Origin of the sequence: Kitasatospora sp. NBC_00070 (assembly GCF_045041205.1) — a bacterium.
GTDB lineage: Bacteria > Actinomycetota > Actinomycetes > Streptomycetales > Streptomycetaceae > Kitasatospora.
This window is the reverse complement of record NZ_CP108247.1, coordinates 5,503,226-5,529,835: the sequence shown is the minus strand read 5'-3', so window position 1 is coordinate 5,529,835 and position 26,610 is coordinate 5,503,226. Positions and strand designations below refer to the sequence as shown.

The window sequence follows — 26,610 nt, the reverse complement described above, 5'->3', positions numbered from 1 at the left end:
TCCTGATGACCGAGTTCAGCCGTCGCACCTTCGTCGGGGCCACCGCGGCCGCCGGCGCCGCCGCACTGATCGGCCTGCCCGCCGAGACCGCCGCCGCCGTCACCCCGGGATCCGTCGGCCTCTCCGGCACGGTCGCCGACATCCGGCACGTGGTGATCCTGATGCAGGAGAACCGCTCCTTCGACCACTACTTCGGCACCCTGAACGGTGTCCGGGGCTTCGACGACAAGCAGGCACTGCAGTTCCCGGACGGCGGCAACGTGTTCCGCCAACCCGACGCCGGGCGCAGCGACGGCGGTGTGATGCTGCCGTACCGGATGGACACCACCAAGTACAACGCGCAGAACGCGGGCGGCCTGGCGCACGACTGGGCCACCGGGCACCAGGCCATCAACAACGGCGCGATGAACAAGTGGATCGCTGCCAAGGGCGAGCGCGCGATGGGGTACTTCAACCGCGAGGACATCCCCTACCAGTACGCGCTGGCCGACGCGTTCACCCTCTGCGACGCCTACTTCACCTCGCTGGCCGGCCCGACCGACCCCAACCGCCTGTACCTGTGGACCGGTACCTCGGGCCCCGGGGTGGACGGCACCACCGGGCCGTGGATCGACAACACCCCGGTCACCGACAACCCGGTGGCCGACTGGACCACCTACGCCGAGCGGCTGCACGCCGCCGGGGTGAGCTGGCGGGTGTACCACAACCCCAGCAAGGACGACCGGACCGGCGACTACGACGACAACGCGCTGTCGTACTTCAAGCAGTTCCACAACTTCCCCGCCACCGACCCGCGTTACATCAACGCGATGACCAAGTTCGACCTCACCGCCTTCGACCAGCACTGCAAGGCGGGCACCCTGCCCACCGTCTCCTGGCTGGTCGCGCCGTACCTGTTCAGCGAGCACCCGGCGGCCAACCCCAACTACGGGGCGCACTGGGTGAACACCGCGCTGCAGTCGCTGATGGCCAACCCGGAGGTGTGGAAGCACACTGCCTACCTGGTGATGTACGACGAGAACGACGGCTACTTCGACCACATGGTGCCGCCCACCCCCGAGCCGGGCACCGCGAACGAGTTCACCCAGGGCCGGGCGATCGGTTTCGGCAACCGGGTGCCGCTCTGGGTCGCCTCCCCGTGGTCGCGTGGCGGCTGGGTCAACTCCCAGGTCTTCGACCACACTTCGGTGCTCCGGCTGCTGGAGGTGGTGACCGGGGTGCAGGAACCCAACATCTCCGCCTGGCGCCGGGCCGTCAGCGGCGACCTGACCAGCTGCTTCGACTTCGGCTCCCCCGACCTCTCGCTGCCGACCCTGCCGGACACCGCCGCCCTGATGGCCAAGGCGGACGCCGCCGCCGGTCTCCCGGCCGTCAAGCTGCCCGCCCTCGGCGCCCAGGCGATGCCCGTCCAGGAGTCCGGCAGCCGGCCGCACCGGAGGCTGCCGTACCGGCCGTGGGCCGAGGTCGCGGTCGACCGGAGCACCGGCAGGGTCACCTGCACCATGACCAACTCCGGTTCGGTGGCCTTCCCCTACGCGGTCTACCCGAACATCGTGTACACCTTCGCGGGCACCCCGTACACGGTGCCCGCCGGGGCCACCGCGAGCTACCTGTGGGACACCGCCGGCACCGACGGCCGGTACGACTTCACCGTGCACGGCCCGGATGGCTTCGTCCGCCGGTTCGCCGGTGCGGTGGTGCCGACCGGGCAGGACGACGTCGCCGTCCCGGTGGTGACCGCCGCCGTGGCCGGCTCCGCGCTGACCCTGACCCTCACCAACGCCGGGCGGACGCCCGGGTACTTCGCCGCCACACCGAACGACTTCGGCACCCCGGCGCAGTCCGTCTGGGTCCCGGCCCAGTCCACCCGGACCCTCAACTGGGCGCTCGACCAGGGCCGTTACGACGTCACGGTGACCGCCGCCACCGGCACCCGGTTCACCCAGCGCTACGCGGGCACCCTGCACTGACCGATATCCGAGTGCCCGTCAGACCCGGTCGTCCTACCCTCGGCAGATGGACAGGACGACCGGACTGCTGAACGTGGTGGACATCGAGGCGACCTGCTGGGAGGGCACTCCCCCGGCGGGCGCGGTGAGCGAGATCATCGAGATCGGGCTGACCGTGGTCGACCTCGGCAGCAGGCAGCGGGTGGGGCGGCACCGGATCGTGGTGCGCCCCGCCCGCTCCTCGGTCGGCGCCTTCTGCACCGAGCTGACCGGCCTGACCCAGGCCGAGGTGGACGGCGGAGTGACCTTCGCCGAGGCGTGCCGACTGCTGGCCGCCGAACACCTCAGCGGGGCGCTCCCGTGGGCGAGTTGGGGCGACTACGACCGCAAGCAGTTCACCCGCCAGTGCGCGGCCGCCCGGGTCCGCTACCCCTTCGGGCACCGCCACCTGAACGCCAAGGCCGTCTTCACCGAGGCGCACGGCCTCCGCAAGCGCCCGGGCATGGCCCAGGCCCTCACCCTGGCCGGCCTCCCCCTGGAGGGCCGCCACCACCGGGGCGAGGACGACGCCTGGAACATCGCCGCCCTGGTCCTCGACCTGGCGGCCCGCGGCGACTGGCCCGACGCCCCGCCCGACGCCGCCCGTCCCTGACCGGTCGCGACCGGCCCGCCCGGTGCGCCGCCGGCCGGCGTCACCGACGCTCCGGCCGACCGACCTCGACGACGCCGCGCGGGGAAGGAACCTCCGCCTGGGGCACGGCAGTCGCCCCGATCGCCGACCGCCGTCCGGCGCGCAGCAGCAGCAGGTGGGGCACCTGCGACACCGCAATCACCGGAGCCGCGATCAGGGCCATCCCCTCGCCGCTGATGCCCGCCCACTCCGCGAGGTACACGGCAGCGACCGCGAGGCCGAACGCTGCGGCGGTGGCAGCCGTCCGCCAGCCGAATCCGGCCTCCGCCACCACCTCCGGCTCCTGGGCCCGGCCCTTCTCCGCATCCACCAGGGCGAGGTAGCGCTGCTCCTGAACGGCTGCCAGCAGCCCGGTGACGGCGGCCACGAAGGCGCGCAGGGAAGCCGGGTCCCGGTCGGCGGTGGCACGGAAGCGGGCGTGCAGCTCAAGGCTCATCGCCTTCGCCTGTCCCAGCAGTGCCTGCTGGTCACCGGGGTCCGGCGACACCCCGTACCGGGCGTGGTCGGCCAAGGCCACATCCAGGGCCCGCAACGCCTCGGCGAGCCGGAACTGACCGCGACGGTCCTTGGAGCCGAACCGCTCGACGCTCACCGTCAGCACCCGCAGGACCGCCGCACGCAGCCGCTCGTCGCTCTGCCCCCGCTCGACGGCCCGCGAGTCCAACAGCAACAGCACGATGCACAGTCCCAACAACGAGAAGGTCGGCAGGAACGCACCGGCCACGACGAGCCAGCCGAAACCGAGCTTCCACAGGGCGACCAGGCTGAGCAGGGTCGGCGGAACAGCCAGCCCGAGGGTCCATCCCTGTTCCACGTGCTGCCGACGGGTCACCACCTGCCAGGCCGTCGTGTCCCGCAGCAGATGGTGCGGGACCGTCAGCTCCCTGGCCTTCAGCGTCCTCCGCAGGTCCGCGGCCGACCGTGCCGCAGCCCGGGCGGAGCCGTGCGACAGGCCGACCCGGCCGAGAAGCGGGAGCTGACGACGTCCGCGCTGCCGGCAGAACTGCAGCTCAACCATGATCAACGTGCCGATGCCGACCGTGCCGAAGGCCATCCACCACGAAAACACGTGACCGAACAGCCAACCCACCATGCTCATGGAGATCTTTCGTGCCTTCGTCTCGTCGTACTGCCGGTCGTGCGACCTGCAGGGCCCCGCCCGCGCATCATCGGTTCAAGCACCGACAGCCCGTCCGCCACGAGCCCGGGCCGCACGGGGATGTCGCAGGCTCCCCGTACGATCCGCCGCATGAGAGCTTCCGGCACCTTCACCGTAAAGAGCTTCGTCCCGGTCGAGCTGACGGCCGATCCGGTGGTGGCGACCGCGCTGCCGGTCGGCCTGGCGACCATGGAGAAGCAGTTCGAGGGCGAGGCCGAGGGCCGCTCGGCCACCGTCTTCACCGGGGCGTACGACCAGGCGGCCGGGGTCGGCACCTACCTGGCGATGGAGTCCTTCGAAGGCACGCTGAACGGACGCTCCGGGGCGTTCAACTTCGTCCACTCGATGACCACGGCGGGTGCCGAGCCGACCGACCGGTTCTTCCTGATCGTGCCGTCCAGCGGCACCGGTGAGCTGGCGGGCATCACCGGTGCCGGCGGCCTCCAGGTGGACGCCGACGGCACCCACCGGATCTGGTTCGACTACGAGCTCTGACCAGGCTCCGGCACGATCGCGTACGCCTCGATCTCCAGCAGCAGCCCCGGCTGGAACAGCCCGGCCACCTGGACGGCCGAACTGGCCGGGGCGTGCGCGGTGCCGAGCGCCTCGTCCCACGCCGTCCGCACGGCCGGCAGGTGGCCGATGTCGGTGACGAAGACGGTCAGCTTCGCCAGGTGCTCGAAGCCCGCCCCGGCCGCCGCCAGGCAGTGCCCGATGTTCGCGAACACCTGCCGGGCCTGCGCCAACGCGTCCCCCGCCCCGACCAGTTGCCCGTTCTCGTCGAAGGCCACCTGCCCGGCCACGAACACCTGCCGCCCACGGCCCGCCACAACATGGCTGTACCGGCTGCTGGGCGCGACCCCGGTCGGGTCGCTGATGCGGTCGAGCTGGGACATCGCACACTACTCGTTCGAACGGCCGGGCCGCCCCGGCACCGCCCCCATCCTGGTCCGCCGCCCGCTAGGACGGGTGGCCGGGGTCGTCGGGGTACGGGGGCGGGAGCCGGAAGGCGGCTGCTGCCTCCTGGCGGTCGACCAGGCCCGAGAGTTCGCGTTCGACGTCGCCCCAGTCGCCCGGGTGGACCGGGGGGCGGTGGGTCCAGGGCAGCGGGTCGAGGGCGAGGGTGGTGAAGTTGCGCCAGGCCAGGCCGCGTTCGGACGGGACGGGGGTCAGGGCCGCGCCGCCGATCTGGTCGGCGGCCAGCTGGGTCAGGCCGGGAGGCAGCGGGCCGGCAGCGGCCAGGGTGATCCGCAGCCGGAAGACCGGGCCGAGGTAGCGGCGGATCGCGTCCTCGAAGAACTCCCGGCCGGCCTCGGCCGCCGGGTCGCCCCGGCGGCCGCCCTGCTGCCACGGCGGACCGGCCAGCCGGGTGTACAGCTCGGCGAACTGGTGGAACAACAGCCCGGCCTCGGGGCGCAGTTGGACCGGTTCCAGGGCCACCGAGAGGGTGGTGGGCACCGGCTGCCCGGCAAGCTCGGCCCAGAGCAGCCGCCAGGACCGGCCGCTCGGCACCAGCCGGGCGGCGGTGGCGGCCTGCCGGCGGGGCGAGCCGGCCCGGGCGATGGTCCGGACGTCGATCCGCTTCCGGATCTCCCGCAGGTCCGCCGTCGCGGGCGGGCGGCCGTCCGCCGTCAGGGCGGTCAACTCGGCGGTCACGTCCACCGGTTCACCGACCAGCCGGCTGGACGGCCCGGCCGGACCGGCCAGCACGGCCCGGGCGGCGGCGACCGCCGCGGCCGGGGTCGGGGCGTCCGCCCGGGCGAGCAGGACGACCCGGAGCGGGCCGCCCGTACCGCCGGTGCAGCGCAGTTCGAACCGGCCGCCGGGACGGCAGCGCGCGGACAGCCAGGCCAGCTCGGCGCCCCCGGCCGCGGCCCCGTCCCGAGCCTCGACCCGGCCCCGGTGCGCGTCCGGCCCCGGGGCCGGTGTGATCCGCAGCGCGGCCCAGGCGGTGTGCCCGCCCGCGCCGTCGGCACCCACCAGGATGCCGGGCTCCCGCCGGTCCACCGTCACCCCCGGGCGGCACGGGCCGACCACAGGTCGGCCGCACCGCCCGCCCCGCCACTCAAGACGTACCCGTTCTGATCATGCGAGTCCCCCTGGCAGATCGTCAGATCGCTTGCGCGGTCGACATGTTCGCACATCGACGCGTCCCTGTCAGAGGAAGCCTCCCCCGGACCGGGACCGTCTGGTGACGCCTGCCCCAGGCGTCCGGGACAGCGGGCTCCGCACGATGGGGAGCAGAACGACACCCCGTCCGCGGATCCGAGGAGGAGAACGGCATGTGGTCGACCCACCCCGTCACGGCGGTCGAGTACGCCGACGAACTGATCGTCGCGGCGCCCGGCGGCGCCTCCGACGTGTACGCGATGCACGGCGGCCAGGCCGTCGCGCGCTGGAAGTGCCTGGCCCGCAGGCGCGGTCTGGAGGGCACCTGGGAGGCGATCGAGATCTCCACCCTGCCGCCCGGGGCCGAGTGCGGCGTGCACCACCACAGCCGGACCGAGGAGCTCTACTTCGTGGTCTCCGGCCAGGGGGAGCTGCTGCTCGACGGCCGGCTGCACCCGGTCGGTCCCGGCACCCTGATCACCAACCCGGTCGGGACCAGGCACCGGCTGAACAACCCGGGCACCGAGGACCTGGACTGGATCGTCATCGAAGTCATCAGCCCGCCCGTCGCCACCACGCTGACGGGCGATCCGAGTCACTCCGGAAGGCACCTCATGAGCACCGCCACCGTCATCGACCTCGAGGCGCACGGTCCGGCCGACCTCACCACCCTGCTCAGCGGCCCGCTCCGGGAGGCCCGGCTGGTCACCCTGGGCCCCGGCGAGCAGGAGACCCTCCGGTCCGACGACCGGGAGCACACCCTGTTCGTGCTGAACGGCACCGGCCGGGCCAGGGCGGGCCGGACGGAGGTGGCGCTGGCGCCCGGCACCGGCGTCACCCTGCCGCTCGGCAGCGAGGTCACCCTGCTGGCCGACGGGCTGCCGCTGCGGTTCTTCGCCGCCAGCCTGGGGGTGCCGAACGCCCGGGACGGCCGCCGGATCACCGACGGGAGCCCGACATGATCATCTCTCGGACGGGGCAGGCCCCGCTCACCCTGCGCGACAGCGCCGTACGCGGCACCGGGCAGTCGCTGGCCCGGCGCGGCTTCTTCCACAGCGAGACCGAGGCGGTGGACCACCTGGTGCTGACCCCGGGCAGCCGGATCGACGGCCGGGGGCGGGCCGGGACCGAGGAGATCTGGTTCGTGGTCAGCGGCGGCGGCCGCCTGGTCACCCCCGACGGCAGCACCCTGCCGCTGCGCCGGAACGCGCTGGCGGTCTGCCCGCTGGACAGCGGAGCGGTGCTGCACGCGGGCCCCGCCGGACTGACCGCCCTACTGGTCGCGGTGGTGCCGCCCGGGCTGACCGACGCGATGCCGATCAGGTACCCGGCCGGCGGCTGACCCAGCGTCCCGGGCCGGGCCGGCGGCCGACCCACCGTCGCCGCCGACCCGACCCGGTCCAGTCCGGTCCGGGGCTCCCACCGCCCCGGGCCGGACCTCCGGGAGGGTCAGCCGGCCAGCACCAGCGCGGGCAGCTCCGCGATCGAGCCGAGCACGTGGGTGGCCCCGTCCGCGAGCAGCCGCTCCCGGTCGTGCGCACCGGTCAGCACGCCGGCCACCACCGAGGCGCCGGAGCGGACGCCGGTCAGCATGTCGTAGCCGGTGTCACCGACCACCGCGAGCTCCCGGACCGAGTCGGTCCCGGTCCGCAGCAGCGACGTGAGCGCCAGGTCGGGGTACGGGCGCCCCCGGCCGGCCTCGGCCGGACAGAGCGTCAGGTCGGCGATGTCCTGCCAGCCGAGCGCGGTCAGGATGCGGTCCTGGGTGGCCCGGGAGAAGCCGGTGGTGAGCACCACCTTGCGGCCCGCACCGCGCAGTTCGGCGATCGCCTCGGCCGCGCCCGGCAGCGCCGCGCAGTGGCCGTCGTCGACCAGCCGGTGGTAGGCGGCCTCGAAGTCCACGTTGGCCTGCTGGGCCTTCTCCTCCGCGCCGAACAGGTGGCGGAAGACCGAGATCTTCGACTCGCCCATGGTGGCCCGGACGTGCGCCAGCATCCGCTGGTGCTCCGGGCTGCCGGCCTCGACGCCCTGCCCGTCGGCGGCGGCCTGGAAGGCGCGCTCGACCAGACCGTCGTCGGCCACGGTGGTGCCGGCCATGTCGAGCACGACCAGAGTGATGTCAGTCATTGCAGAACTACCCTTACAGGTTGGCGAGTTGGGCGGTGGTCTCGGCGATCGCAGGCGAGCAGGTCATCCCGCGCCCACCGGGCCCGGTGACCAGCCAGACGCCGCTGCGCAGCTGCTCGCGGTGCACCACCCGGGTGGTGTCCACGCACTGCGCGTACACCCCGGCCCAGCGGTGCCTGATCCGGGGCAGCGGCCGGCCGAGCAGGTCCTCGGCCACGGCGGCCAGGTGCTCGTACGGCTCCTCGACCACGTCGAAGTTGAACGGCTGGTCGTACTCGTGGGTGTCACCGATGGTCAGACCGCCGTCCTGGCGCTGGACCATCAGCAGCTGCATCTTGTGCTCGGCCGCCACCGGCCCCTGCGGCTGGGCGGCGCGCAGCTCCTCCAGCGCGGGGCCGGCGAAGGCGGGGTAGTACCGGAAGCTGTCGCCGTCGGCCACCGAGGTGGTCAGCGGCTCGCCCAGCGGGTCGGTCTGCATCATCTGCAACCGGACCTTGCGGACCGGCAGTTCGGGAGCCAGCTCGCGGACCAGGCCGCCGAGCCAGGCGCCGGTGCAGAGGATCACCAGGTCGCCCTGGTGGGTCTGCCCGTGGTCGTCCCGGACCGCGTTCTCCCCGACCACCTCGCGGACCTCGCGCCCGGGCAGGAAGGTGTAGCGGCCGGTGGCCTCCAGCGCGGCGCGCAGCGCGGGCTGGGCGATCCGGGGCTCGACGGCGGCGTCCCGGTCGCAGTGCAGCGCACCGAGCAGCTTGCCGCGCAGGGCCGGGTTGGCCGCCCGGGTCTGCGCGGCGTCCAGCAGCCGGTAGCCCCGGGCCTCGGCGTCGTCCCGCAGCAGGGCCTGCTCGGCCACCGCGAGCTCGGCCTCGGTCCGGACCACGGTGAGCGAGCCGTTGCCCCGGAAGTGCAGCCCGGGCACCTTGGCGCCGATGCCCTCCCAGAGCTCGCGGGCCCGGAGGGCCACCGCCAGCTCCTCCCCGGCCGCCCGGCCGCTGACCCAGACCAGGCCGAAGTTGCGCACCGAGGCGCCCCGCGCCTCGCTCTCGCGCTCCAGGTGGACGACTTCGTGACCGCGCTCGACGGCCTGCCAGGCGTGCATGGTGCCCAGCACGCCCGCTCCTACGACGATGACTCTCATGGCGGCCAGACTGGAGCGTCCAGGTGTCCTACGGACGTCCGAACGGCGGCGCGGAGATTAACCGCCCCTCAAGAGTTGTACAGACAACATCGGGCCGACCCGGTCGGATCTTCTCCATACCGAACGGTCGAAAGATTTGCCAAGCCCCCCAATCGACGGGCCGACGGCCGTACCCTGTCTCGGGACACCACGGGACGGGGAGGCACCGGTTTGCTGGAGAGTCATCGCGCGGTCCCGCAGCCTCGCCGGACCCCGGAGGCCCTCGATCTGGCCCGCCTGCACGACCGGACGATGTCGGGTGACGCCGAGGTCTCCGAGCCCCGGCCGGAGATCGGGGACTCCTGGGAGCGGCTGCGCCGGCTCGGGCTGGACCCCGAACGCGGCCGGAACGCCTACCGGCTGAGCCTGGCCGAGGTCGAGCACCGCCGCCGGGAGACCCATCTCTCCGACATCCTCCCGGTGCTCCGCTCCACCCTGCTGCTGCCCACCACCGGAGTCCCGCTGATCCTGGCGATCAGCGACGGCGAGGGCCACGTGCTCTGGCACGAGGGCGAGCGCCCGCTGCTGCGCACCGCCGACGGCATCGGCTTCGAGACCGGCGCCCGCTGGGTCGAGGACGAGGTGGGCACCAACGGGATCGGGATGGCCCTGCGGGTCCGCCGTCCGATGCAGGTGCACTCCGCCGAGCACTACCTGCGCAGCCACCACGGCTGGACCTGCGTGGCCGCCCCGATCCACGACCCGCGCACCGGGCAGCTGCTCGGCGCGGTCAACCTCAGCGGCCCGGCCCACTCGATGGCGCCCTACCTGCTGCCGCTCGCCGCCACCGCCGCCCGACTGGCCGAGGCCGAGCTGAGGGCCCGTCAGCTGGAGGCGCTGCACCAGCTGCGCACGGTGGCCGCCCCGCTGCTGGCCCGGGTCGACCAGCCGGCCCTGGTGGTGGACAGCGCGGGCTGGACGGCCGCCACCGTCGGTCTGCCACCGGTCCCCCGGCTCCGGCTGCCGGCCGAGGGGCTCGGCTCCTCGCCCCGGCTCTGGCTGCCCAGCATCGGCGAGTGCGCGGTGGAACCGCTGGCCGACGGCTGGCTGATCCGCCCGCTCGACGGCGGCACCGGTGCGGACGCGCTGGCCGAGCAGACCGAGGGCGCCAGGCTCACCCTGGACCTGCGCCGGAGCACCCGGCCCGAGCTGGGCGTCCGTGGTGCGGTGGGCAGTTGGTCGCACGCGCTCAGCCCCCGGCACGCCGAGCTGGTCCTGCTGCTCGCGGTGCACCGGGACGGGCTGAGCGCGGCCCAGCTCGCCGAGGCGCTGTTCGGCGACCCGGCCAGGACGGTCACCGTCCGGGCCGAGGTGTCCCGGCTGCGGCGCTACCTGGGCGGGCTGCTGGACCACCGCCCGTACCGGCTCAGCCGGTCCGCCGAGGTCTCGGTGCTGCCGCCGGACGACCCGTACGACCTGCTGCCGACCTCCTCCGCCCCGGCCGTCCGGGAGCTGCGGGCCGACCTGCTGCGCGGGACGCTCCAGCTGCCGGGGGCGGGCTGCGTCAGCGCCTGGCCGTAGGGCCGGTCAGCTCTCCGCGAGCAGGGCGGCGAGCTGGTCGTCGGTCGGCCCGGCGGCCGCTTCGTCCTCGGCCGAGACACAGGCGTAGGTGCGGTCCAGCCAGGCCTTGACCCGGGGCTTGGAGACCTCCAACAGGGCCTGGCCGTGCGGGGATTCGAGCGCCAGGTGCAGGGTCGAGCCGTGACAGGGGCAGTACGCGGGCCAGAGCTTGACGTCGCCCTGGCCGCTCAGGCTCTGCAGGCCGTCCCGGAGCAGGTCACGGGAGAACACCCAGTCCGCCTCGTCCGAGCGGCCCAGGTGGAAGGTGAGCAGCACCTCGTAAGGCCGGTCCGGGTCGTAGCGGAACCGGGTGCGCACCTCGCCCACCGAGTCCTCGTCAAGTGCGATCCGCAACATCAGGATCTCCTCCACCGGCCCGGGCACGATGTCGGGTCGGACCGCCTCGTCGCCCGTGGGGGTGGCGGCGAACGGCGGGTTCGAGGCTGCTGACAGTGGGTCGCGCGGCATGACGATCTCTCCGAGGCGGCTGGGGTTCAGCCCAGCCTGCTGCAGTGCGCCCGTCCTTGCAACGGTTGCAAGGAGGTTGCAACCGCTCCCAACAGCCGTCGGAGGAGGCCGAGCTGACGGAGCGGAAGTGTCACCAAGCTGTTTCACCCCGGGCCTGGCGGACCGTCAGGTGACCGCTGGTAGTCTCTCCAGCACTCTGCCCACGCCCGGGCGGTGTCATGCCCGGACGGTGGGGAGGGGGCGAGTCGATGCTCCGCGAGGAGAGCGGCACGGTGCGGGTCGCCGAGCCCGGCGAGCGGCAGGCCAGGCACGGTCGGCCGAAGCCGGTCGGGGCCCGCTTCCGGCTGCCCGGTTTCCGGTTCTCCGGTGCCGCGATGGCGATGTCCACCGTGGTCGGGATCAGTGTGGCCACCACCTGGCTGGTCAGCCAGCAGCAGCAGGTCGGCCGACCGCCCCGGATCTCCAGCGTCGGCGCCAGCCCGCCCGCCCCGAGCCCGGACTCGGTCCCGCAGCAGGCGGCGGGCATCCCGGCCACGCCCGAACCGACGGCCACCACCGTTGTCCCCACGGCCAGGACCAGCCAGCCCCCGGCCCGCCCGGTCACCGCCGGGCCCTCGCCGTCCCGGAGCTCGGCCGCGCCGTCGCCGACCACCGGCGCCACCGTGCCGGCCGGCTCCCCGGCCGCGTCGGGCCCCGCCGAGCCGTCGACCGCGCCGACCCTCGGCCCGGTGCCCGACCACAGCCCCACCCGGCCGCCGATCGCCGCCGCCCCGCCCGACGGCGCCCCGGTCGCCAAGGCGCCGGAGGTGCTGACCGGGCTCGCCGAGCGTCGGCCGCTCGGCCTCTCGGGCACCCGGCACACCCTGGAACTGAAGGTGGCCTCGGCGGTCACCGCCCTGCTGGTCGAGTTCCGGCTCGAACGGCCGACCGCGCTGCCGGGCACGCTGCCCTGGAGCAACCTGCCGGGCACCGTGGTGACGGTGCTCCAGGACCGCGGCACGGTGATCTACCGCTTCACCCTCGCCCCGGGCCTGGACGTCGAGCCCGGCACGTACGTCTTCGCCGTGCACGGCGCGGCCTCCCCGGTGGACCCGCCGGTCACCCGTCAGGTCCCGGTGCCCGAGGAGACCTGGACCGCCTCGGCGTTCGGGCTGCAGGACGAGCCGCGCGCGGTGGCCGTCCGGGGCGTCTTCGGCTGAGTCCCTGAGCTGGTGGGGTCCCGTGGTGACCCGGGTCGCCCCGGGCCACCACGGACCGGTCAGCCCCGGATCCGGGCCGCCCGGGCCAGGTCGTCCACCTGGTCGGTCAGCACCCGGCGCAGCGCCGGGCTCAACCCGTCGTCCGCCAGCGTCCGTTCGGCCAGCGCGACGGCCTCCGGGGTGGACTGTCCGGTCGGGAACAGGCTGCCGGCCAGCAGACGGGCGGTCATGTCACCCCGCGCACCCGCCGACCCGATCTCGGCGAAGTAGCGCTCCAGGTAGGCGCCCTGCACCTGCTCGGAGCCCGACTGCCAGAACCCCTGGGCGGTCGCGTTCAGCTGGGCGTTGGAGAGCCCGCCCGCCGAGTCGAACAGCAGCGCCCAGGCCCGTTCCTTGGCCTCGACCTCGGGCAGCGCGGCCCGGGCCCGGGCGGCCCCCTCGGAGGCCGTCAGCCCGGGGTCGGCGGCCAGCTCGACCGCGATCCGCTCCTCGCCGATCACACCCTGCGCCGCCAGCCGGACCAGCCCGGCCCAGCGCAGCGAGGCGCTGAGCTCCGTCCCGTACGCGCCGTCCGCCAGCCAGCCCTCCAGCTCGGCGAGCTGCTCGGGGCCGGTCGCGTTCTCGATCGCGGACTTCAGCGCCGCCAGCCGCAGCCCCTGGTCGGCCTCCGGCCGGGCCAGCAGCTCCCGGGCCGCCGAGGCCACCCGGGCCTCGGCGGCCGGCCGGTCGGCCGGTGCCAGGCAGGGCAGCAGGCGGAGCCGGCAGAAGGTCAGCACCGCCTCCACGATGGCGTCCACCGGCTCGCCGGGCAGGTGCGCGGCGACCAGGTCCAGGTAGGCGGCGGGCGGCAGTTCGCCGTCCCGGGTGAGGTCCCGGGCGTGCTCCCAGAGCACCGCCCGGGTCAGCGGGTCCTCGATCCGCGAGAGCGCGGAGGCGACGGTCCGCCAGGAGTCCTCGTCCAGTCGGATCTTCGCCCAGCTGAGGTCGCCGAAGTTGGGCAGCAGCAGGGCCGGGCGCGGGGCGCCGGCCAGCTGCGGCAGGGCGGTCGGCCGACCCGGCTCGACCTCCACCTCGAAGGACTCGCGCAGCACCGGGCGGCCGGTGCCGTCCAGGTCGAAGACGCCCAGGCCGACCAGGTGCGGACGGCTGCCGTCCGGCACCAGCTCGGCCGAGAGCACCCGCTCGCCGTCGTGCCGCACCGCCAGGCGCAGCGTGTCGACCCCGCTGGTACGCAGCCAGCGCTCGGCCCAGCCGTGCACGTCCCGGCCGCTGCTCTGCGCCAACACGTCCAGGAACTCCGAGAGTTCGGCGTTCCCGAGGCGGTGCCTGGCGAAGTGCTCGTTGATGCCCGCGAAGAACGCCTCGTCGCCCAGCCAGGCGACCAGCTGGCGCAGCGCGGCGGCGCCCTTGGCGTAGGAGATGCCGTCGAAGTTGCTCATCGCCTCGGCGACGCTCTCCACCCCGCTCGCGGCGATCGGGTGGGTGGTGGAGCGCTGGTCGGCGTCGTAACCCCAGCCCTTGCGCTTGACCGCGAAGCCGCTCCAGGAGCTGGTGAAGCGGGTGGCCTCGGCCGTCACCCGGTAGCCCAGGTACTCGGCGAAGGACTCGTTCAGCCAGATGTCGTCCCACCAGCGCAGGGTGACCAGGTCGCCGAACCACATGTGGGCCATCTCGTGCGCCACCACCATGGCCCGCGTGGTCCGCTCGGCCTCGGTCGGCGCGGAGTGGAAGAGCATGTCCTCGGCGAACACCACACAGCCCGGGTTCTCCATCGCGCCCCAGTTGAACTCGGGCATGAAGGCCTGCTCGTAGCGGCCGAACGGGTAGCGCTGGTCGAAGAGCTGGTGCAGCCGGTCGAAGGAGGCGGCGGTCACCTCGAACAGCTCGGCGGCCTCCCGGTCCAGGTCGGCGGCCAGCGCCCGGCGGCCGTGCAGGCCGAGCGGGATGCCGTCGTGCTCGGAGTACACCGAGTGCAGCGGGCCGGCCACCACGGTGAACAGGTAGGTGGAGATCGGCAGCGTGGGCTCGAACTCCCAGCGCCCGGCGGCGACCTGCTTGCCCGCGCCGTTGGCGAGCACCGTCCAGTCGGCCGGGGCGGTGGCGGCCACGGTCAGCGGCGCCTTGAGGTCGGGCTGGTCGAAGCAGGGGAAGACCAGCGGAGCCAGGTCGGGCCCGCAGGTCGCGTACAGGTAGACCGCGCCGTCGGCGGGGTCGGTGTAGCGGTGCAGGCCCTCGCCGGTGCTGGAGTAGTCCTGGTCGGTCTCCAGCCGCAGCTCGTTCTCGGCCAGCAGGCCGGTGAGCCGCAGCCGGTTGCCGTCCAGGGCGGCCGGGTCGAGTTCGGTGCCGTTCAGCACGGCCCGGTGCAGGGTCCGCGGCCGGAGGTCGAGGAAGGTCTCGGCACCGGCCTCGGCGCTGCCGAACCGGATCACGGTGGTGCAGCCGAACACCGTCTCGCCCCGGGTCAGGTCGAGGTCGATGGCGTAGCCGTGCACCTGGAGGAGTCGGGCACGGGTGCGTGCCTCGGTACGTTGGAGAGCTGGCATCCCTGCATGCTTCCCCAGCTCGGCGGCCCGTTCAAGGGCATTCCGCTGAGAGCCTCTCCCCGGCGGGAGAGAGCGGTCGCCACACGGTGCCTGGCCGGGTCGGACGGGCCGTCCGTTGGCTAGGCTCGGGGCAGGTACACCGGACAGTTGAGCGCGTATCAGGAGGAGCACAGTGACGACGGTCCTGACTCAGGGCGGCAACGCACCGTTGACCGCGGCCCGGGTGACGGTCGAGGTGACCGCACCGAAGGCGCTGGACGTCTCGGGGCTGCTGCTGACCGAGTCCGGCAAGGTCCGCTCGGACGCCGACTTCGTCTTCTTCAACGCGCCGAACGGGCCCGGCGTGACGCACCGTCCGGCCTCCACCGGCTCGCCCGACGCGATCACCGTGGACACCGCCGCGGTGCCGGCCGGGATCGAGAAGATCGTGGTGACGGCCAGCCTGGACGAGGCGGGGGCCACCTTCGCGGGCACCGAGCCGACCGCCACCCTGCGGGACGCCGACACCGGCGCGGTGCTGGTCACCTTCACCCCGCCCCGGCTGACCCGGGAGACCGCCCTGGTGGTGGTCGAGATCTACCTGCGGGCCGGCGCCTGGAAGGTCCGCGCGGTCGGCCAGGGCTACGCCAACGGGCTGGCCGGGATCGCCACCGACTTCGGCGTCTCGGTGGACGACTCCCCCGCGCCGCCGCCGATGCCGGCGGCCGCCCCCGTCGCACCGGCCGGCGCCTCCGCGCCGCCCAAGCCGGTCACGCCGCCCGCCGTCCCGGCCTCGCTCACCAAGGTCACCCTGGACAAGGGCAAGGTCAGCCTGGCCAAGGGCGGCTCGGTCTCGCTGGAGAAGAACGGCAAGCCGTTCCTCTCCGCGGTCCGGATGGGCCTGGGCTGGGAGCCGGCCGCCGGCGGCCGCAACGTCGACCTGGACGCCTCCTGCATCGCCTTCGACGCCCAGCGGAACAAGATCGAGACCGCCTGGTTCATGAAGCTCTCGATCTTCAACGGCGCGATCGCGCACTCCGGGGACAACCTCACCGGCGAGGGCGCGGGCGACGACGAGTCGATCACCGTCCACCTGGAGGGCCTGCCGCCGGAGGTCTGCGGCCTGGTCTTCGTGGTGAACTCCTTCTCCGGCCAGAAGTTCACCGCCGTCCAGAACGCCTACTGCCGCCTGCTGGACGCCGGCTCCGGCCAGGAGCTGGTCCGCTTCGACCTGACCTCCTCGGAGGCGCAGACCGGCGTGGTGATGTGCAAGCTGGTCAGGCAGTACTCCGGCGAGTGGGTGATGACCGCGATCGGCGAGTACGTCAGCGCCAAGACCGCCCGCGCGATGGTCAAGCCGGCCGGCGCGATGCTCTGACCGGACGCCGGAGGGGCCGGGGGCGGTCGCCGCCCCCGGCCCCTCCGGCCGTCACCCGTCAGCCCCGGGTGGCCATCGCGCGCAGGAAGAAGGTCAGGTTGGCCGGGCGCTCGGCGAGCCGGCGCATGAAGTAGCCGTACCACTCCTGGCCGTACGGGAGGTAGACCCGCATGGTGTTGCCGGCCTCGGCGAGCCGGAGCTGCTCCTCGGGACGGATGCCGAAGAGCATCTGGTACTCGAAGCTGTCCCGGCCACGGCCCTGCCACTCGGCCAGCTGACCGGCGATCTTGATCATGTTCGGGTCGTGCGAGGCAACCATCGGGTAACCCTCGCCGGCCATCAGCACCTTGAGGGCGCGGACGTACGCGAGGTCGACCTCGTGCTTGCCCTGGAAGGCGACCGACTCGGGCTCCTTGTAGGCGCCCTTGCAGATCCGCACCCGGGACCCGGCCGTGGCCAGGTCGCGGCAGTCCGCCTCGGTGCGGCGCAGGTACGCCTGGAGCACCACGCCGAGCCACGGGAAGTCGGCGCGCAGCTCGCGGGCGATCGACAGGGTGGAGTCGGTGGTGGTGTGGTCCTCCATGTCCAGGGTGACCGTGGTGCCCGCGTCGGCGGCCGCGGCGCAGATCCGCCGGGCGTTCTCCAGCGCGATCTTCTCGCCGTCCACCGGCAGGAACTGACCGACCGCCGAGAGCTTGACCGAGACCTCGGCGTCGGCGGCCAGGCCGGTGTCCTTGAGCGCGCTGAGCAGGTGCTCGTACGCCTCGGCGGTGCCGGCCGCCTGCTCGGCGTCCTTGGTGTCCTCGCCCAGGTGGTCCAGGGTCACCTTGCGGCCGGTGGCGATCAGTTCGTCGGTCGCGGTGACCGCCTGGTCGAGCTGCTCACCGGCGACGAAGCGCTCGACTATCGCGTGGGTGGGCGGGAACTTCTCGACGACCGTGCGCACCTGCGGGGAGCGGGAGGCGGCGAGGAGGGCGGAACGGAGCATCGGTACTCCTGGCGATGTTTCAGCGGAGGAAGAAGGGGGCGGGGCGGCGGCTGAGGGTGTTTGCCGCCGCCCCAGGGAGGTGCCGCGCGCAGCGCGTCCCAAGAAGGGTGGCGGCAGGCGACGGGTGGGCTGGTCAGCCCATGTGCGGGTAGCGGTAGTCCGTCGGCGGGACGAACGTCTCCTTGATCGAGCGGGTCGACGTCCAGCGCATCAGGTTCTGCTTGGCGCCGGCCTTGTCGTTGGTGCCGGAGGCCCGGGCACCGCCGAAGGGCTGCTGGCCGACCACGGCGCCGGTCGGCTTGTCGTTGATGTAGAAGTTGCCCGCCGCGTTGCGGAGCTTCAGCATCGCGTGCTGGACGGCCTCGCGGTCCTGGGCGATGATCGCACCGGTCAGCGCGTAGCTGGAGACCGACTCCATCTGGGTCAGCATCGCGTCGTACTCGTCGTCCTGGTAGACGAGGACCGAGAGGATCGGGCCGAAGTACTCGTCCTTGAAGTACTCGGAGGCCGGGTCGGAGCAGACCAGCACGGTCGGGCGGACGAAGTACCCGACCGAGTCGTCGTACGTGCCGCCGGCCAGCACCTCGACGGCCGGGTCGGCCTGGGCGCGGTCGATCGCGGCCTTGTTCTTGGCGAACGAGCGGTCGTCGATGACGGCGCTCATGAAGTTCGTCAGGTCGGTGACGTCACCCATGGTCAGGCCGTCCACCTCGTCCCGGAAGTCGTCCTTGATCTCGGCCCAGAGCGAGGCCGGGACGTAGGCACGGGACAGCGCCGAACACTTCTGGCCCTGGAACTCGAAGGCGCCGCGGGTCATCGCGGTCTTCAGCACCGCCGGGTCGGCGGACGGGTGGGCGACCAGGAAGTCCTTGCCGCCGGTCTCGCCGACGATCCGCGGGTAGCTGCGGTAGTTGGCGATGTTCGCGCCGACCTCGCGCCACAGGTGCTGGAAGGTCGCGGTGGAGCCGGTGAAGTGGATGCCCGCCAGCTCGGGGCGCTTGAGCGCGACCTCGGAGACGTCCTTGCCGTCACCGGTGACCATGTTGATGACGCCCTTGGGCAGACCGGCCGCCTCCAGCAGCTGCATCAGCAGGTGCGCGGAGAACTGCTGGGTCGGGGAGGGCTTCCACAGCACCACGTTGCCCATCAGGGCCGGGGCGGTGGGCAGGTTGAGCGCGATGGCGGTGAAGTTGAAGGGCGTGATCGCGTAGACGAAGCCCTCCAGCGCACGGTGGTCGCTGCGGTTCCAGACGCCCTCGGAGGAGATCGGCTGCTCGGCGATGATCTGCCGGGCGAAGTGCACGTTGAAGCGCAGGAAGTCGACCAGCTCGCAGGGGGTGTCGATCTCCGCCTGCTGCGCGGTCTTGGACTGGCCGAGCATGGTGGCGGCGGCCAGCGTCTCGCGCCAGGGGCCGGCCAGCAGGTCGGCGGCCTTCAGGAAGATCGCGGCCCGGGAGTCGAAGGAGAGCGCCTGCCAGGCCGGGGCTGCGGCCAGGGCAGTGTCGATGGCCTCGCGCGCGTCGTCCTGGGTGGCGTTGCGCAGCGTGCCGAGCCGTGCCGCGTGGTTGTGCGGCTGGACGACGTGGAACTCGGAGCCGCCGCCCATGCGGCGCTCCCCGTTGATCGTCATGGTCAGCTGGACCGGCTCCTGGCCGCCCAGCTCCTTCAGCTTGGCCTCGAGCCGGGCCCGTTCGGGGCTCCCCGGGGCGTAGCTGTGGACCGGCTCGTTCACCGGCGCGGGGACCTGGGTCACAGCATCCATGAGCGCGCGCTCTCCTTCTCGTCACGGGAAGGCCGGTGAGGGTCGCACTCCGGCCACGACCAAACGCTAGCCCGGCCGCCCCGGGCAACAGATTGGCCAGGCGGCCAAAGTCATCCGTTCGGAGTTGTCGGACCGGATGAAGAGCTGTCCGGAACGCGACTAAAGTCGGTTCCGTGCCGACACAGACCGGGGAATCCACGAGGGCGGGCCGATGACCGGCCCGGGACTGCCGTTGCGCCAACTGCTGATGGCGCTGGGCGAGCCGCTGGTCGAGCTGCAGGCGGCGCCGGCCGGTCTCGACGTCCCGGTGCGGGACGTGGCGATCCTGGATCCGGAGGACCCGGCCACCGCGCAGCCCGGCGAGCTGGTGCTGGCGATCGGCGCGCGCGGCCGGGCCGCACTGCCCGCGCTGCGGGCGGCCGGGCGGGCGAAGGCGGCGGCGGTCGCGGTGAAGCTGGACGCCCCCGGCCAGGCGGACGCGCTGCGCGAAGCGGCCACCGAGGCGGGCGTGGCACTGCTGAGCGTGCGCCGGGAGACCCGCTGGGAGCACCTGGACTCGCTGGCCCGGGCGATCATCGCCGGCCCGGACGCCCCGGAGACCGCCGAGCACAACACCGGCGACCTGTTCTCGCTGGCCCAGACGGTGGCCGCGCTGACCGGCGGGATCGTCAGCATCGAGGACACCTCCAGCCGGGTGCTGGCGTACTCGCGCTCCTCGGACAGCGACGAGGTGGACGACCTGCGGCGGCTCTCCATCCTGGGCTGGCAGGGGCCCGAGCCGTACCTGTCCAAGCTCCGCGAGTGGGGCATCTTCCAGCACCTGCGCAGCTCCGACACGGTGATCCGGATCGACCCGCACCCGGAGCTCGGCATCCGGCGCCGGCTGGCGATCGGCATCCGGGCCGGGGCGCAGCCGCTGGGCACCATCTGGGTGCAGGAGAGCTCCCGGCCGCTGGCCCCGCTGGCGGACCAGGCGCTGGTCGGCGCGGCCCGGGTGGCGGCCGCCCAACTGGTCCGTCGGCGGCGGGAGTTGTCGGCCGACGTCCGGCTCACCCAGACCCTGCTGACCGGTCTGCTGGAGGGCTCCACCGGGCCGCAGTCGCTGGCCACCCACCTCGGCCTGGAGCTCCGCCGCCCGGCCACCGTGCTGGCGTACGCGGCGAGTTCACCGTCCGAAGGGTCCGACCTGGAGCTCACCCGGGCCGAGGTGACCGGCCTGATCTCGGTGCACACCGCGGCCCGGCACCGCTCGGCCCTGCTCGCCCCGATCGACTCCCGGGTGTACGTACTGCTGCCCGAACTGCCCGCCGGGCTGCCGATGGCCACCGTCCGGGACTGGGCGCAGGAAGCGGTGGCGGCGGCCCGGGAGCACCTCGGGGTGCGGCTGCGGGCGGCGATCGGCTCCACCGTGGACGGGCTGGCGGCGGTGCCCGAGTCCCGGGCGCAGGCCGACCGGATCCTGGACGCGATGGGGCGCGGCGGGGTGGCCACCGAGGTGGCGGCGCTGATCGACGTGCAGGCCGAGGTGCTGGTGAGCGAGGTGCTGGCGCTGCTCCAGGACCGCGGCGGCCTGCGCGACCCCCGGCTGACCGCGCTCACCGGGTACGACCTGCGGCACGGCACCCGGCTGGCCGAGTCGGTGCTGGCCTGGCTGGACGCGCTCGGCGAGGTCAGGGTGGCGGCCGACGCCCTGCACATCCACCCCAACACGCTGCGCTACCGGGTGCGCCGGGCCGAGCAGTTGACCGGCATCGACCTGGCCCAGCCGCAGCAGCGGCTGCTGGCGATGCTCCAGCTCAGGCTGCCGGCCGAGCCGGACCAGGGGCACCCCTGAGACGACGGCTGCCCGCCGACCGGAGCGGTCGGCGGGCAGCCGTCGGTGCGCGGTGATCAGCCGTCGGTGCGCGGTGATCAGTCGTTGTAGCCGTGGCCGCTGCGGTGGCGCAGCCGCCACCACGGGCCGGTGATCGCGACCAGGATGCCGGGCACCTGGATGTTGGCGAACAGGGTCTCGCCGTCCTCGGAGAAGTTCACCCCGGTGAACTCGCTGAACTCCGGCTTCTCGGCGGTGCCGATGTTGAGGTCGTTACGGGCGATCGGGTACGTCCGCCCCTCCTCGGTGGTGCCGAACAGGTGCGAGACACCCTCGCCGTCCTCGGCGATCACCAGGCCGCCGTACGGCGAGACGGTGATGTTGTCCGGGCCGTCGTAGTTGCCGTGGTCGCCCATCACGTCGGTGTTGACGCCGAGCAGCAGCTTGAGGGTCATGGTGCGACGGGTCGGGTTGTAGAACCAGACCTGGCCGTCGTGCGCCGCGCCCGGGCTCTCGGTGCGGGCGTAGCTGGAGACGAAGTAGAAGCCGTTGTCGCCCCACCACATGCCCTCGAGCTTGCGGGCGCGGGTGACCTGACCCTCCGTGAACTGCTTGCGCACGGAGACCGTCTTGGCGTCGCGGTCCGGGACGTTCACCCAGTCCACGCCGTAGGTGGTGCCGACCTTGGTGACCCGGGACAGGTCGTCGATGAAGGTGCCGTGCGAGTCGAAGACCTTGAACGCCTCCAGCTTGCCCGCGTCGGCGGCCAGCTTGCGGAGCTTGCCCTTGCCGTGCTTGAAGCCGGCCGGCGGGGTCCAGCGGAACAGCAGGCCGTTCGGGTTCGAGGCGTCCTCGGTCAGGTAGAGGTGGCCGCGCTTCTGGTCCACCACGACCGCCTCGTGGGCGTACCGGCCGAGCGCCTTGATCGGCTGCGGGTCGCGGTTGGCCGCCTGGTCGTTCGGGTCGACCTCGAAGATGTAGCCGTGGTCCTTGAGGAAGCCGTTCTTGCCGGCCTTGTCCTCGGTCTCCTCACCGGACAGCCAGGTGCCCCACGGGGTGGCGCCACCGGCGCAGTTGGTCGCGGTGCCGGCGATGCCGACCCACTCGCGGACCTCCTTGCCGCCCCGCTTGACCTCGACCACGGTGCAGCCGCCGGCCGCGCCGGAGTCGTAGACGTAGCCGTCCAGCAGCGGCACCGGGTGCGGCCAGTTGGCGCGGGCGCCGGCCAGCTCGTGGTTCACCACCAGCAGGGTGGCGCCGTGCTTGCCCTCGAAGGAGGCGGTGCCGTCGTGGTTGCTCGGGGTGGACTCGCCGGTGACCAGCTTGGTCACACCGGTCTGGGTGATCACCTGGTACTTGAAGCCGCGGGGCAGCGCGAGGACGCCCTTCGGGTCGGCGATCAGCTCGCCGTAACCGGTGGCGCGGCGGGCCGCCTCGGCGGACTCGGCGGCGGGGGTCTCGCCTCCGGAGGGCGCGGCGATGGCGCCGGGAGCGGTGGCCAGCACCTCGGCACTGCCGGCGATCAGGACGCCGGCCCCGATGGCGGTGGAACGGTTGACGAAGTCCCGACGGGACAGCGACATGTAGGCACTCCTGTGAGGTGAGGCCGCTGTCCGGACGGTCCCGGCCGACGGCGCGCTCGGTGACGACGGGGTGGGCCGCCGCCGACCAGCAGACTCCGGGGCCGCAGTGAACCCCGGGTGAACCCGACACCGCCATCGGGTGGTGATTTGCGGACCGTATCCGAACAAACGGACGGGACATCGTCACCTCGGATACGGTCCGTCAGTTTCCGGGCCCCGCCGACCGGTCAGCGCTCGACCCGCTCGACCCGCCACTGCTCCCAGGCGGTCAACCAGGCCTCCTCGGTCACCGGCGCACTGCCCGGGGTGCGCGGTGCGCCGCCCAACCAGAGCCGCTCCCAGGCCCGTTGGGCCGGGAGACTGGGCACCTCGCTGGCGAACGCGGTGAACCGGATGACCTCCTCGACGGCGGCCCGGCCCTCCGGCGTGCCGATCGCCCAGTCGGTGTTCTGGGCCAGCCTGGTCAGGTGGTTCACCATCGCGGTGACCGCGTCGCCCGCCTCGTCCCTGCTCTCCGAGGCCAGCCGCATCTGCTGCCGGACGGCCGCCTCCCAGCGCACCGCGCCGGCCTCGCCGCGCAGCCGCCGGGGCAGTCTCGGCACCCGCCGGGCCCGGGCCTGCGCGGCCAGCGCCACCGCCTCGTGCACCGCGTGCTCGACCACCGCCCGGTGCGCCTCGAGCCCGGCCACCGGCGGGAGTTCGCGCTCCTCCAGGATGGCCCGCTGGGCCTGCTGGCGGGCCAGCTTGCGCATCAGGTCGGTACGGCCGAGCACGTACTTCTCGAAATCCTCGATCCGGCGCAGCTCCACCCCGCCCGGCGGGACACCGCGCCCGGTCACCTGGACGGTCACGCCGTCCACCCGCAGCCGGCCCGCCCAGACCGGGGCCGGGGTCTCGCCCTCAGGGCGGCGGTCCTCGTGGATCTGCACCGCCCGGGGCTCGCCCTCGACCGTGATCCACTCCCGCAGCGCCCGGACCGCACCCGGGCCGTCGCCCTCGTCGATCTCCAACTGCTCGTAGACCCGGTCGCGTTCGTCCTCGACCACGTCCTCCAGCTCCGGCAGCGGCTGCTGCTCGGCACCGGGGCGGTAGGTACGGACCGTCACATAGGGGCCGTCGGCGGAACTCCAGTCGCCCGAGCGGACCTCGACCCAGCCCAGCCGGCCGTTCCGCACCTCGTACTCGGCGAGCGCGTCGCTGTCCTCCGGCGGATCGGGGATCGCGAGGGGCGCGCCCAGCCCGGCGCGCGCCGGGTCGGCCCGGTGCAGGCCCGGGCCACGCTCCGAACGGTCGACCCCGTAGACCGGGAAGTCCGCGTCCGCGAGCACCCGACGGCTGTGCTCCTCGTGGTCGGCGTAGTAGTCCTCGGGCTCCTGGGGCCTGGTCGCGTTCTGCCTCGTCATCCTCTGCCGCACCCCCGCGTGCTCGCCTGACCGTCGTTCACGACCGACCGCACCGGGCCTGGCCCGGCACCCCGCGCCGCGTCCGCCCCACGATACGGGGCCCGGGTCTGCTGGGCCATCAGCTTCGCTCGTACGGTTGGCAGCCCGGCGTCCCGGCCCCGTCCGCCCCGGATTGTCAGTAGCCTTGCCTACTCTGGAAGGTATGACCGCAGCCACTCCGGCCTTCCCCGCCCGGATCAGCATCGTCACCCTCGGGGTGACCGACCTGGCCGCCAGCACCGCCTTCTACCAGGCGCTCGGCTGGTCGCGCTCCGCCGCCTCCAACGACAGCATCGTCTGGTTCCGCACCGCGGACTCGGCGCTCGGCCTGTTCCCGACCGAGGAGCTGGCCGCCGACGCGGGCGTCCCGGCGATCGGCGAGCCCTCGTTCCGCGGCGTCACGCTGGCGGTCAACCTCGAGTCCACCGAGCAGGTGGACGCGGCCCTGAAGGTCGCGGTCGAGGCCGGCGCCACCGTGGTCAAGCCTCCGGCCGCCACCGAGTGGGGCGGCTACTCGGGCTACTTCGAGGACCCGGACGGGCACCTCTGGGAGCTGGCGCACAACCCGTTCTTCCCGTTCACCGAAGCCGGCCAGCTCGACCTGCCGTAGCCGGCGTGGACACCAACCACTACCTGCTGACCTCGGTCTGGCGGCTCCCGGTCGAACCGCTCCGGGTCTACCGCCTGCTCCGGGACGTCGAGCGCTACCCGCAGTGGTGGCCGCAGGTGCGCTCGGTGCGCCGGCTGACCGACCACAGCGGCGAGCTGGTGATCCGCTCGGTGCTGCCGTACCGGCTGCTGCTGACCGCCACCGAGCGCGAGCAGGACGAGGCGGCGTTCACCCTGACCGCCGACCTGACCGGCGACCTGGTCGGCTGGTCCCGCTGGACGGTCCACCCCGAGGGCACCGGCAGCCGGGCGGTCTTCGAGGAGGAGGTCCGCCCGGCCAAGCAGCTGATGCGCCGGCTCGCCCCGGTGGCCCGCCCGCTCTTCCTGGCCAACCACGCGGCCATGATGCGGGCCGGCCGGCGGGGCCTGCGCCGGCGGCTGGCCGACCCGGCCTGACCCGCCGTCAGACCAGCCGCCGTCAGCCGTTCTGCTGCGAGCGGGCCTTGAACGCGGCCTTCCGGGCCTCCTTGGCCACCGTACGGTTCAGGTGCAGCTCGCCGATCGCCTCCAGCACGTCCGCCGTGTACGGGTGCCGGACCCGCCACAGCTCGCCGAAGTAGCTGGCCGGGTTGTCGGTCACCGGCAGCTCCGCGATCAGCCGGTGCAGCACCTCGGCCTCGCCCTCGCTGGTCAGCAGCTGGGCCGCGAAGCTGTCCACCAGCGTCCACAGCACCACGCCGCGCTCCGGCGCCGTCACCTGCTGGCCCTGCCCGTGCAGCCAGGCCCGGACCGCCCCGCCCAGCTCCGGGTCGTCCAGCACCTCGACCGCGGCCGGGCGGGCCGCCTCGCCGATCACCTCCAGCGCCTGCAGGCTGAGCAGCCGCCGGACCGGGCTGTACGGGTCGGTGCCCCGGGACGCCTCCAGCAGCTCCCGGGCCGCGGTCTCCGGATCGCGGCCGGCCAGCCAGACCAGCACCTCGCGCTCGGGCAGCACGTTCGCGGTCTCGGAGATCGCGCGCAGCAGCGACTCGGCGTCGCCCTGGGCCAGCTCGCCCACCAGCGGGGCGTCGTAGCCCTCCTCGAGCAGCCACTGCCGGACCGCGAACTGGCCCAGCGGGGTCAGCCGGACCAGCCCGAACCGGGCCGACTCCTCGTCGCTCAGCTCGCCCTCGCCGACCGGGGAGTCCTCCTCCTCGAACAGCTCGGGGTCGATCGGCTGGTGCTCCACCAGGCCCAGCTCGGCCAGGTCGGCCAGCATCGGGTCCAGAGTGATCATCAGATCGGTGATGTCGCCGAGCAGCTCCTCGTCCGGTTCCTCGCCCTCCGGCACCACCAGCAGCGCGGCCAGCACGCCGAGCGGCACGGTCTCCTCGCCCGGCTCGGCGAAGGCGGTGGTCTCGTAGAGCACCTGGAGCGCCTCGTCCAGCAGCTCGGCCGCCGCCTTGCGGGACTCCTCCACCGCCGCGAGCCGCTCCTCGTCGTCCTCCTCGGCCTCGGCCTCCTCGTCGTCCAGGTCCAGCGAGTCCGCCTCGGCGGCCAGCTCCCGGACGATCCCGGCGGCGGTCAGCCAGAGCTCCAGGACGGTGTCCTCGTCGCCCGCCTCGGCCGGCTCCAGGTCCGGGCCGGGGATGGCCACGTGCTCGCCCGCCTCGGTGGTGCCGATCTCCACCAGGTCCAGGTCGCAGGCCAGCGACCAGGCCCGCATCGCCTCGACCTCGGCCTCCTCGCCCTCGCCGAGCCCGAGCAGGTCGGCGGCCGGCGCCCGGTCCTCGCCGACCAGGTCGCCGAACTCGTCCACCGGGCGGTGCGGTGCGGCCCAGCGGGCCAGCTTCAGCGCGTGCGCGATCAGCGGCACCGCGAGCGCGGCCTCGGCCAGCTCCCGATCGGAGGGCAGCTGGATCGGGGGCACCAGGACCGCCGCGTCGTCCTCGTCCTCGTCCTGCCCGTGCGCGGCGAACGCCCCGTACAGGTCGGCCAGGTCGTAGTCGGCCGGCAGCAGGCGCTCGGCAGCCGCGCTGTCCGCCGGGTCGGCCGACGGGTTGTCAGGGGTGCTGCTGCTGCGTCCGGACATCGTTGC

Annotated in this window: 23 protein-coding genes; 11 read left to right on the top strand and 12 right to left on the bottom strand. The window is 73.5% G+C overall.

What is annotated here, in order from left to right; translation table 11 throughout:
• The first annotated feature begins 5 nt into the window (after nucleotides 1–5).
• Both OHV05_RS25325 and OHV05_RS25320 read left to right on the top strand, forming a co-directional pair.
• Nucleotides 6–1,970, top strand: a complete 1,965-nt coding sequence (locus tag OHV05_RS25325; RefSeq protein WP_405019683.1) for a phosphocholine-specific phospholipase C — start codon at nucleotides 6–8, stop codon at nucleotides 1,968–1,970.
• 46 nt (nucleotides 1,971–2,016) lie between these two features.
• Nucleotides 2,017–2,601 carry an exonuclease domain-containing protein gene (locus OHV05_RS25320; protein WP_405019682.1) on the top strand — a complete coding sequence of 195 codons (585 nt, stop codon included), beginning with the start codon at nucleotides 2,017–2,019 and terminating at the stop codon, nucleotides 2,599–2,601.
• Nucleotides 2,602–2,641: 40 nt separating this feature from the next.
• Here the strand turns inward: OHV05_RS25320 and OHV05_RS25315 are convergent, their stop codons facing one another.
• The gene (locus OHV05_RS25315; RefSeq protein ID WP_405019681.1) at nucleotides 2,642–3,739 is read right to left on the bottom strand and encodes a hypothetical protein; all 1,098 of its coding nucleotides are present in this window, start codon (nucleotides 3,737–3,739) and stop codon (nucleotides 2,642–2,644) included.
• 150 nt (nucleotides 3,740–3,889) lie between these two features.
• Between OHV05_RS25315 and OHV05_RS25310 the strand changes: the two genes are divergently transcribed.
• The gene (locus tag OHV05_RS25310; RefSeq protein WP_403036196.1) at nucleotides 3,890–4,294 is read left to right on the top strand and encodes a DUF3224 domain-containing protein; all 405 of its coding nucleotides are present in this window, start codon (nucleotides 3,890–3,892) and stop codon (nucleotides 4,292–4,294) included.
• On the opposite strand, the gene OHV05_RS25305 is transcribed toward OHV05_RS25310, so the two are convergent.
• Both OHV05_RS25305 and OHV05_RS25300 read right to left on the bottom strand, forming a co-directional pair.
• Nucleotides 4,282–4,695, bottom strand: a complete 414-nt coding sequence (locus OHV05_RS25305) for a RidA family protein (protein WP_405019680.1) — start codon at nucleotides 4,693–4,695, stop codon at nucleotides 4,282–4,284. The two genes, OHV05_RS25310 and OHV05_RS25305, sit on opposite strands and share 13 nt — an antisense overlap.
• Before the next feature lie 64 nt (nucleotides 4,696–4,759).
• On the bottom strand, nucleotides 4,760–5,812 hold the full coding sequence (locus tag OHV05_RS25300) for a hypothetical protein (RefSeq protein ID WP_405019679.1): 1,053 nt from the start codon (nucleotides 5,810–5,812) through the stop codon (nucleotides 4,760–4,762).
• A gap of 269 nt (nucleotides 5,813–6,081) precedes the next feature.
• Between OHV05_RS25300 and OHV05_RS25295 the strand changes: the two genes are divergently transcribed.
• Together OHV05_RS25295 and OHV05_RS25290 are read left to right on the top strand one after the other, a co-directional pair.
• The gene (locus OHV05_RS25295; protein ID WP_405019678.1) at nucleotides 6,082–6,870 is read left to right on the top strand and encodes a cupin domain-containing protein; all 789 of its coding nucleotides are present in this window, start codon (nucleotides 6,082–6,084) and stop codon (nucleotides 6,868–6,870) included.
• Complete coding sequence (locus tag OHV05_RS25290) at nucleotides 6,867–7,250, top strand: hypothetical protein (protein WP_403036185.1); 384 nt, start codon at nucleotides 6,867–6,869, stop codon at nucleotides 7,248–7,250. Before OHV05_RS25295 ends, OHV05_RS25290 begins: the two co-directional genes overlap by 4 nt.
• A 107-nt stretch (nucleotides 7,251–7,357) precedes the next feature.
• On the opposite strand, the gene OHV05_RS25285 is transcribed toward OHV05_RS25290, so the two are convergent.
• Together OHV05_RS25285 and OHV05_RS25280 are read right to left on the bottom strand one after the other, a co-directional pair.
• On the bottom strand, nucleotides 7,358–8,035 hold the full coding sequence (locus OHV05_RS25285; protein ID WP_405019677.1) for a phosphonatase-like hydrolase: 678 nt from the start codon (nucleotides 8,033–8,035) through the stop codon (nucleotides 7,358–7,360).
• A 13-nt stretch (nucleotides 8,036–8,048) separates the two neighbouring features.
• On the bottom strand, nucleotides 8,049–9,170 hold the full coding sequence (locus tag OHV05_RS25280; protein ID WP_405019676.1) for a TIGR03364 family FAD-dependent oxidoreductase: 1,122 nt from the start codon (nucleotides 9,168–9,170) through the stop codon (nucleotides 8,049–8,051).
• 210 nt (nucleotides 9,171–9,380) lie between these two features.
• Here OHV05_RS25280 and OHV05_RS25275 point away from each other — a divergent pair, with 210 nt between their 5' ends.
• Nucleotides 9,381–10,730, top strand: a complete 1,350-nt coding sequence (locus OHV05_RS25275) for a GAF domain-containing protein (RefSeq protein WP_405019675.1) — start codon at nucleotides 9,381–9,383, stop codon at nucleotides 10,728–10,730.
• 6 nt (nucleotides 10,731–10,736) lie between these two features.
• On the opposite strand, the gene OHV05_RS25270 is transcribed toward OHV05_RS25275, so the two are convergent.
• Complete coding sequence (locus OHV05_RS25270; RefSeq protein ID WP_405019674.1) at nucleotides 10,737–11,237, bottom strand: SsgA family sporulation/cell division regulator; 501 nt, start codon at nucleotides 11,235–11,237, stop codon at nucleotides 10,737–10,739.
• Nucleotides 11,238–11,485: 248 nt separating this feature from the next.
• Between OHV05_RS25270 and OHV05_RS25265 the strand changes: the two genes are divergently transcribed.
• Nucleotides 11,486–12,436 (top strand): hypothetical protein, encoded by a 951-nt coding sequence (locus OHV05_RS25265; protein WP_405019673.1) that lies wholly within the window; start codon nucleotides 11,486–11,488, stop codon nucleotides 12,434–12,436.
• A gap of 59 nt (nucleotides 12,437–12,495) precedes the next feature.
• Here OHV05_RS25265 and pepN read toward each other — a convergent pair whose 3' ends face one another.
• On the bottom strand, nucleotides 12,496–14,979 hold the full coding sequence (gene pepN / locus OHV05_RS25260; protein WP_405019672.1) for an aminopeptidase N: 2,484 nt from the start codon (nucleotides 14,977–14,979) through the stop codon (nucleotides 12,496–12,498).
• A 184-nt stretch (nucleotides 14,980–15,163) separates the two neighbouring features.
• Between pepN and OHV05_RS25255 the strand changes: the two genes are divergently transcribed.
• On the top strand, nucleotides 15,164–16,336 hold the full coding sequence (locus OHV05_RS25255) for a TerD family protein (protein WP_405021540.1): 1,173 nt from the start codon (nucleotides 15,164–15,166) through the stop codon (nucleotides 16,334–16,336).
• A 58-nt stretch (nucleotides 16,337–16,394) separates the two neighbouring features.
• Here the strand turns inward: OHV05_RS25255 and OHV05_RS25250 are convergent, their stop codons facing one another.
• Both OHV05_RS25250 and pruA read right to left on the bottom strand, forming a co-directional pair.
• Nucleotides 16,395–17,324: a proline dehydrogenase family protein gene (locus tag OHV05_RS25250; RefSeq protein ID WP_405019671.1), complete on the bottom strand. Its 930-nt coding sequence runs from the start codon at nucleotides 17,322–17,324 to the stop codon at nucleotides 16,395–16,397.
• 133 nt (nucleotides 17,325–17,457) lie between these two features.
• Nucleotides 17,458–19,086: an L-glutamate gamma-semialdehyde dehydrogenase gene (gene pruA, locus OHV05_RS25245; protein WP_405019670.1), complete on the bottom strand. Its 1,629-nt coding sequence runs from the start codon at nucleotides 19,084–19,086 to the stop codon at nucleotides 17,458–17,460.
• Between the two features lie 211 nt (nucleotides 19,087–19,297).
• Between pruA and OHV05_RS25240 the strand changes: the two genes are divergently transcribed.
• Nucleotides 19,298–20,920 carry a PucR family transcriptional regulator gene (locus tag OHV05_RS25240; RefSeq protein ID WP_403036160.1) on the top strand — a complete coding sequence of 541 codons (1,623 nt, stop codon included), beginning with the start codon at nucleotides 19,298–19,300 and terminating at the stop codon, nucleotides 20,918–20,920.
• A 77-nt stretch (nucleotides 20,921–20,997) separates the two neighbouring features.
• Here OHV05_RS25240 and OHV05_RS25235 read toward each other — a convergent pair whose 3' ends face one another.
• Both OHV05_RS25235 and OHV05_RS25230 read right to left on the bottom strand, forming a co-directional pair.
• Complete coding sequence (locus tag OHV05_RS25235; protein ID WP_405019669.1) at nucleotides 20,998–22,482, bottom strand: alkaline phosphatase PhoX; 1,485 nt, start codon at nucleotides 22,480–22,482, stop codon at nucleotides 20,998–21,000.
• 227 nt (nucleotides 22,483–22,709) lie between these two features.
• Entirely contained in the window at nucleotides 22,710–23,885 is a 1,176-nt protein-coding gene (locus OHV05_RS25230) for a hypothetical protein (protein ID WP_405019668.1), read from the bottom strand.
• Between the two features lie 202 nt (nucleotides 23,886–24,087).
• On the opposite strand from OHV05_RS25230, the gene OHV05_RS25225 reads away from it, so the two are divergent.
• On the top strand, nucleotides 24,088–24,534 hold the full coding sequence (locus OHV05_RS25225) for a VOC family protein (RefSeq protein WP_405019667.1): 447 nt from the start codon (nucleotides 24,088–24,090) through the stop codon (nucleotides 24,532–24,534).
• 5 nt (nucleotides 24,535–24,539) lie between these two features.
• Nucleotides 24,540–24,989 carry an SRPBCC family protein gene (locus tag OHV05_RS25220; RefSeq protein WP_405019666.1) on the top strand — a complete coding sequence of 150 codons (450 nt, stop codon included), beginning with the start codon at nucleotides 24,540–24,542 and terminating at the stop codon, nucleotides 24,987–24,989.
• Nucleotides 24,990–25,011: 22 nt separating this feature from the next.
• Here OHV05_RS25220 and OHV05_RS25215 read toward each other — a convergent pair whose 3' ends face one another.
• On the bottom strand, nucleotides 25,012–26,604 hold the full coding sequence (locus tag OHV05_RS25215) for a hypothetical protein (protein ID WP_405019665.1): 1,593 nt from the start codon (nucleotides 26,602–26,604) through the stop codon (nucleotides 25,012–25,014).
• Nucleotides 26,605–26,610 lie beyond the last annotated feature (6 nt).

What these genes read in the sequence shown, in the direction of transcription:
- OHV05_RS25305 (WP_405019680.1), bottom strand. Translation starts at nt 4,695, where the DNA reads ATGTCCCAGCTCGACCGCATCAGCGACCCGACCGGGGTCGCGCCCAGC.
- OHV05_RS25265 (WP_405019673.1), top strand. Translation starts at nt 11,486, where the DNA reads ATGCTCCGCGAGGAGAGCGGCACGGTGCGGGTCGCCGAGCCCGGCGAG.
- OHV05_RS25230 (WP_405019668.1), bottom strand. Translation starts at nt 23,885, where the DNA reads ATGACGAGGCAGAACGCGACCAGGCCCCAGGAGCCCGAGGACTACTAC.
- OHV05_RS25310 (WP_403036196.1), top strand. Translation starts at nt 3,890, where the DNA reads ATGAGAGCTTCCGGCACCTTCACCGTAAAGAGCTTCGTCCCGGTCGAG.
- OHV05_RS25290 (WP_403036185.1), top strand. Translation starts at nt 6,867, where the DNA reads ATGATCATCTCTCGGACGGGGCAGGCCCCGCTCACCCTGCGCGACAGC.
- pruA (WP_405019670.1), bottom strand. Translation starts at nt 19,086, where the DNA reads ATGGATGCTGTGACCCAGGTCCCCGCGCCGGTGAACGAGCCGGTCCAC.
- OHV05_RS25235 (WP_405019669.1), bottom strand. Translation starts at nt 22,482, where the DNA reads ATGTCGCTGTCCCGTCGGGACTTCGTCAACCGTTCCACCGCCATCGGG.
- OHV05_RS25285 (WP_405019677.1), bottom strand. Translation starts at nt 8,035, where the DNA reads ATGACTGACATCACTCTGGTCGTGCTCGACATGGCCGGCACCACCGTG.
- OHV05_RS25215 (WP_405019665.1), bottom strand. Translation starts at nt 26,604, where the DNA reads ATGTCCGGACGCAGCAGCAGCACCCCTGACAACCCGTCGGCCGACCCG.
- OHV05_RS25315 (WP_405019681.1), bottom strand. Translation starts at nt 3,739, where the DNA reads ATGAGCATGGTGGGTTGGCTGTTCGGTCACGTGTTTTCGTGGTGGATG.
- OHV05_RS25250 (WP_405019671.1), bottom strand. Translation starts at nt 17,324, where the DNA reads ATGCTCCGTTCCGCCCTCCTCGCCGCCTCCCGCTCCCCGCAGGTGCGC.
- OHV05_RS25320 (WP_405019682.1), top strand. Translation starts at nt 2,017, where the DNA reads ATGGACAGGACGACCGGACTGCTGAACGTGGTGGACATCGAGGCGACC.
- OHV05_RS25270 (WP_405019674.1), bottom strand. Translation starts at nt 11,237, where the DNA reads ATGCCGCGCGACCCACTGTCAGCAGCCTCGAACCCGCCGTTCGCCGCC.
- OHV05_RS25295 (WP_405019678.1), top strand. Translation starts at nt 6,082, where the DNA reads ATGTGGTCGACCCACCCCGTCACGGCGGTCGAGTACGCCGACGAACTG.
- OHV05_RS25225 (WP_405019667.1), top strand. Translation starts at nt 24,088, where the DNA reads ATGACCGCAGCCACTCCGGCCTTCCCCGCCCGGATCAGCATCGTCACC.
- pepN (WP_405019672.1), bottom strand. Translation starts at nt 14,979, where the DNA reads ATGCCAGCTCTCCAACGTACCGAGGCACGCACCCGTGCCCGACTCCTC.
- OHV05_RS25325 (WP_405019683.1), top strand. Translation starts at nt 6, where the DNA reads ATGACCGAGTTCAGCCGTCGCACCTTCGTCGGGGCCACCGCGGCCGCC.
- OHV05_RS25240 (WP_403036160.1), top strand. Translation starts at nt 19,298, where the DNA reads ATGACCGGCCCGGGACTGCCGTTGCGCCAACTGCTGATGGCGCTGGGC.
- OHV05_RS25280 (WP_405019676.1), bottom strand. Translation starts at nt 9,170, where the DNA reads ATGAGAGTCATCGTCGTAGGAGCGGGCGTGCTGGGCACCATGCACGCC.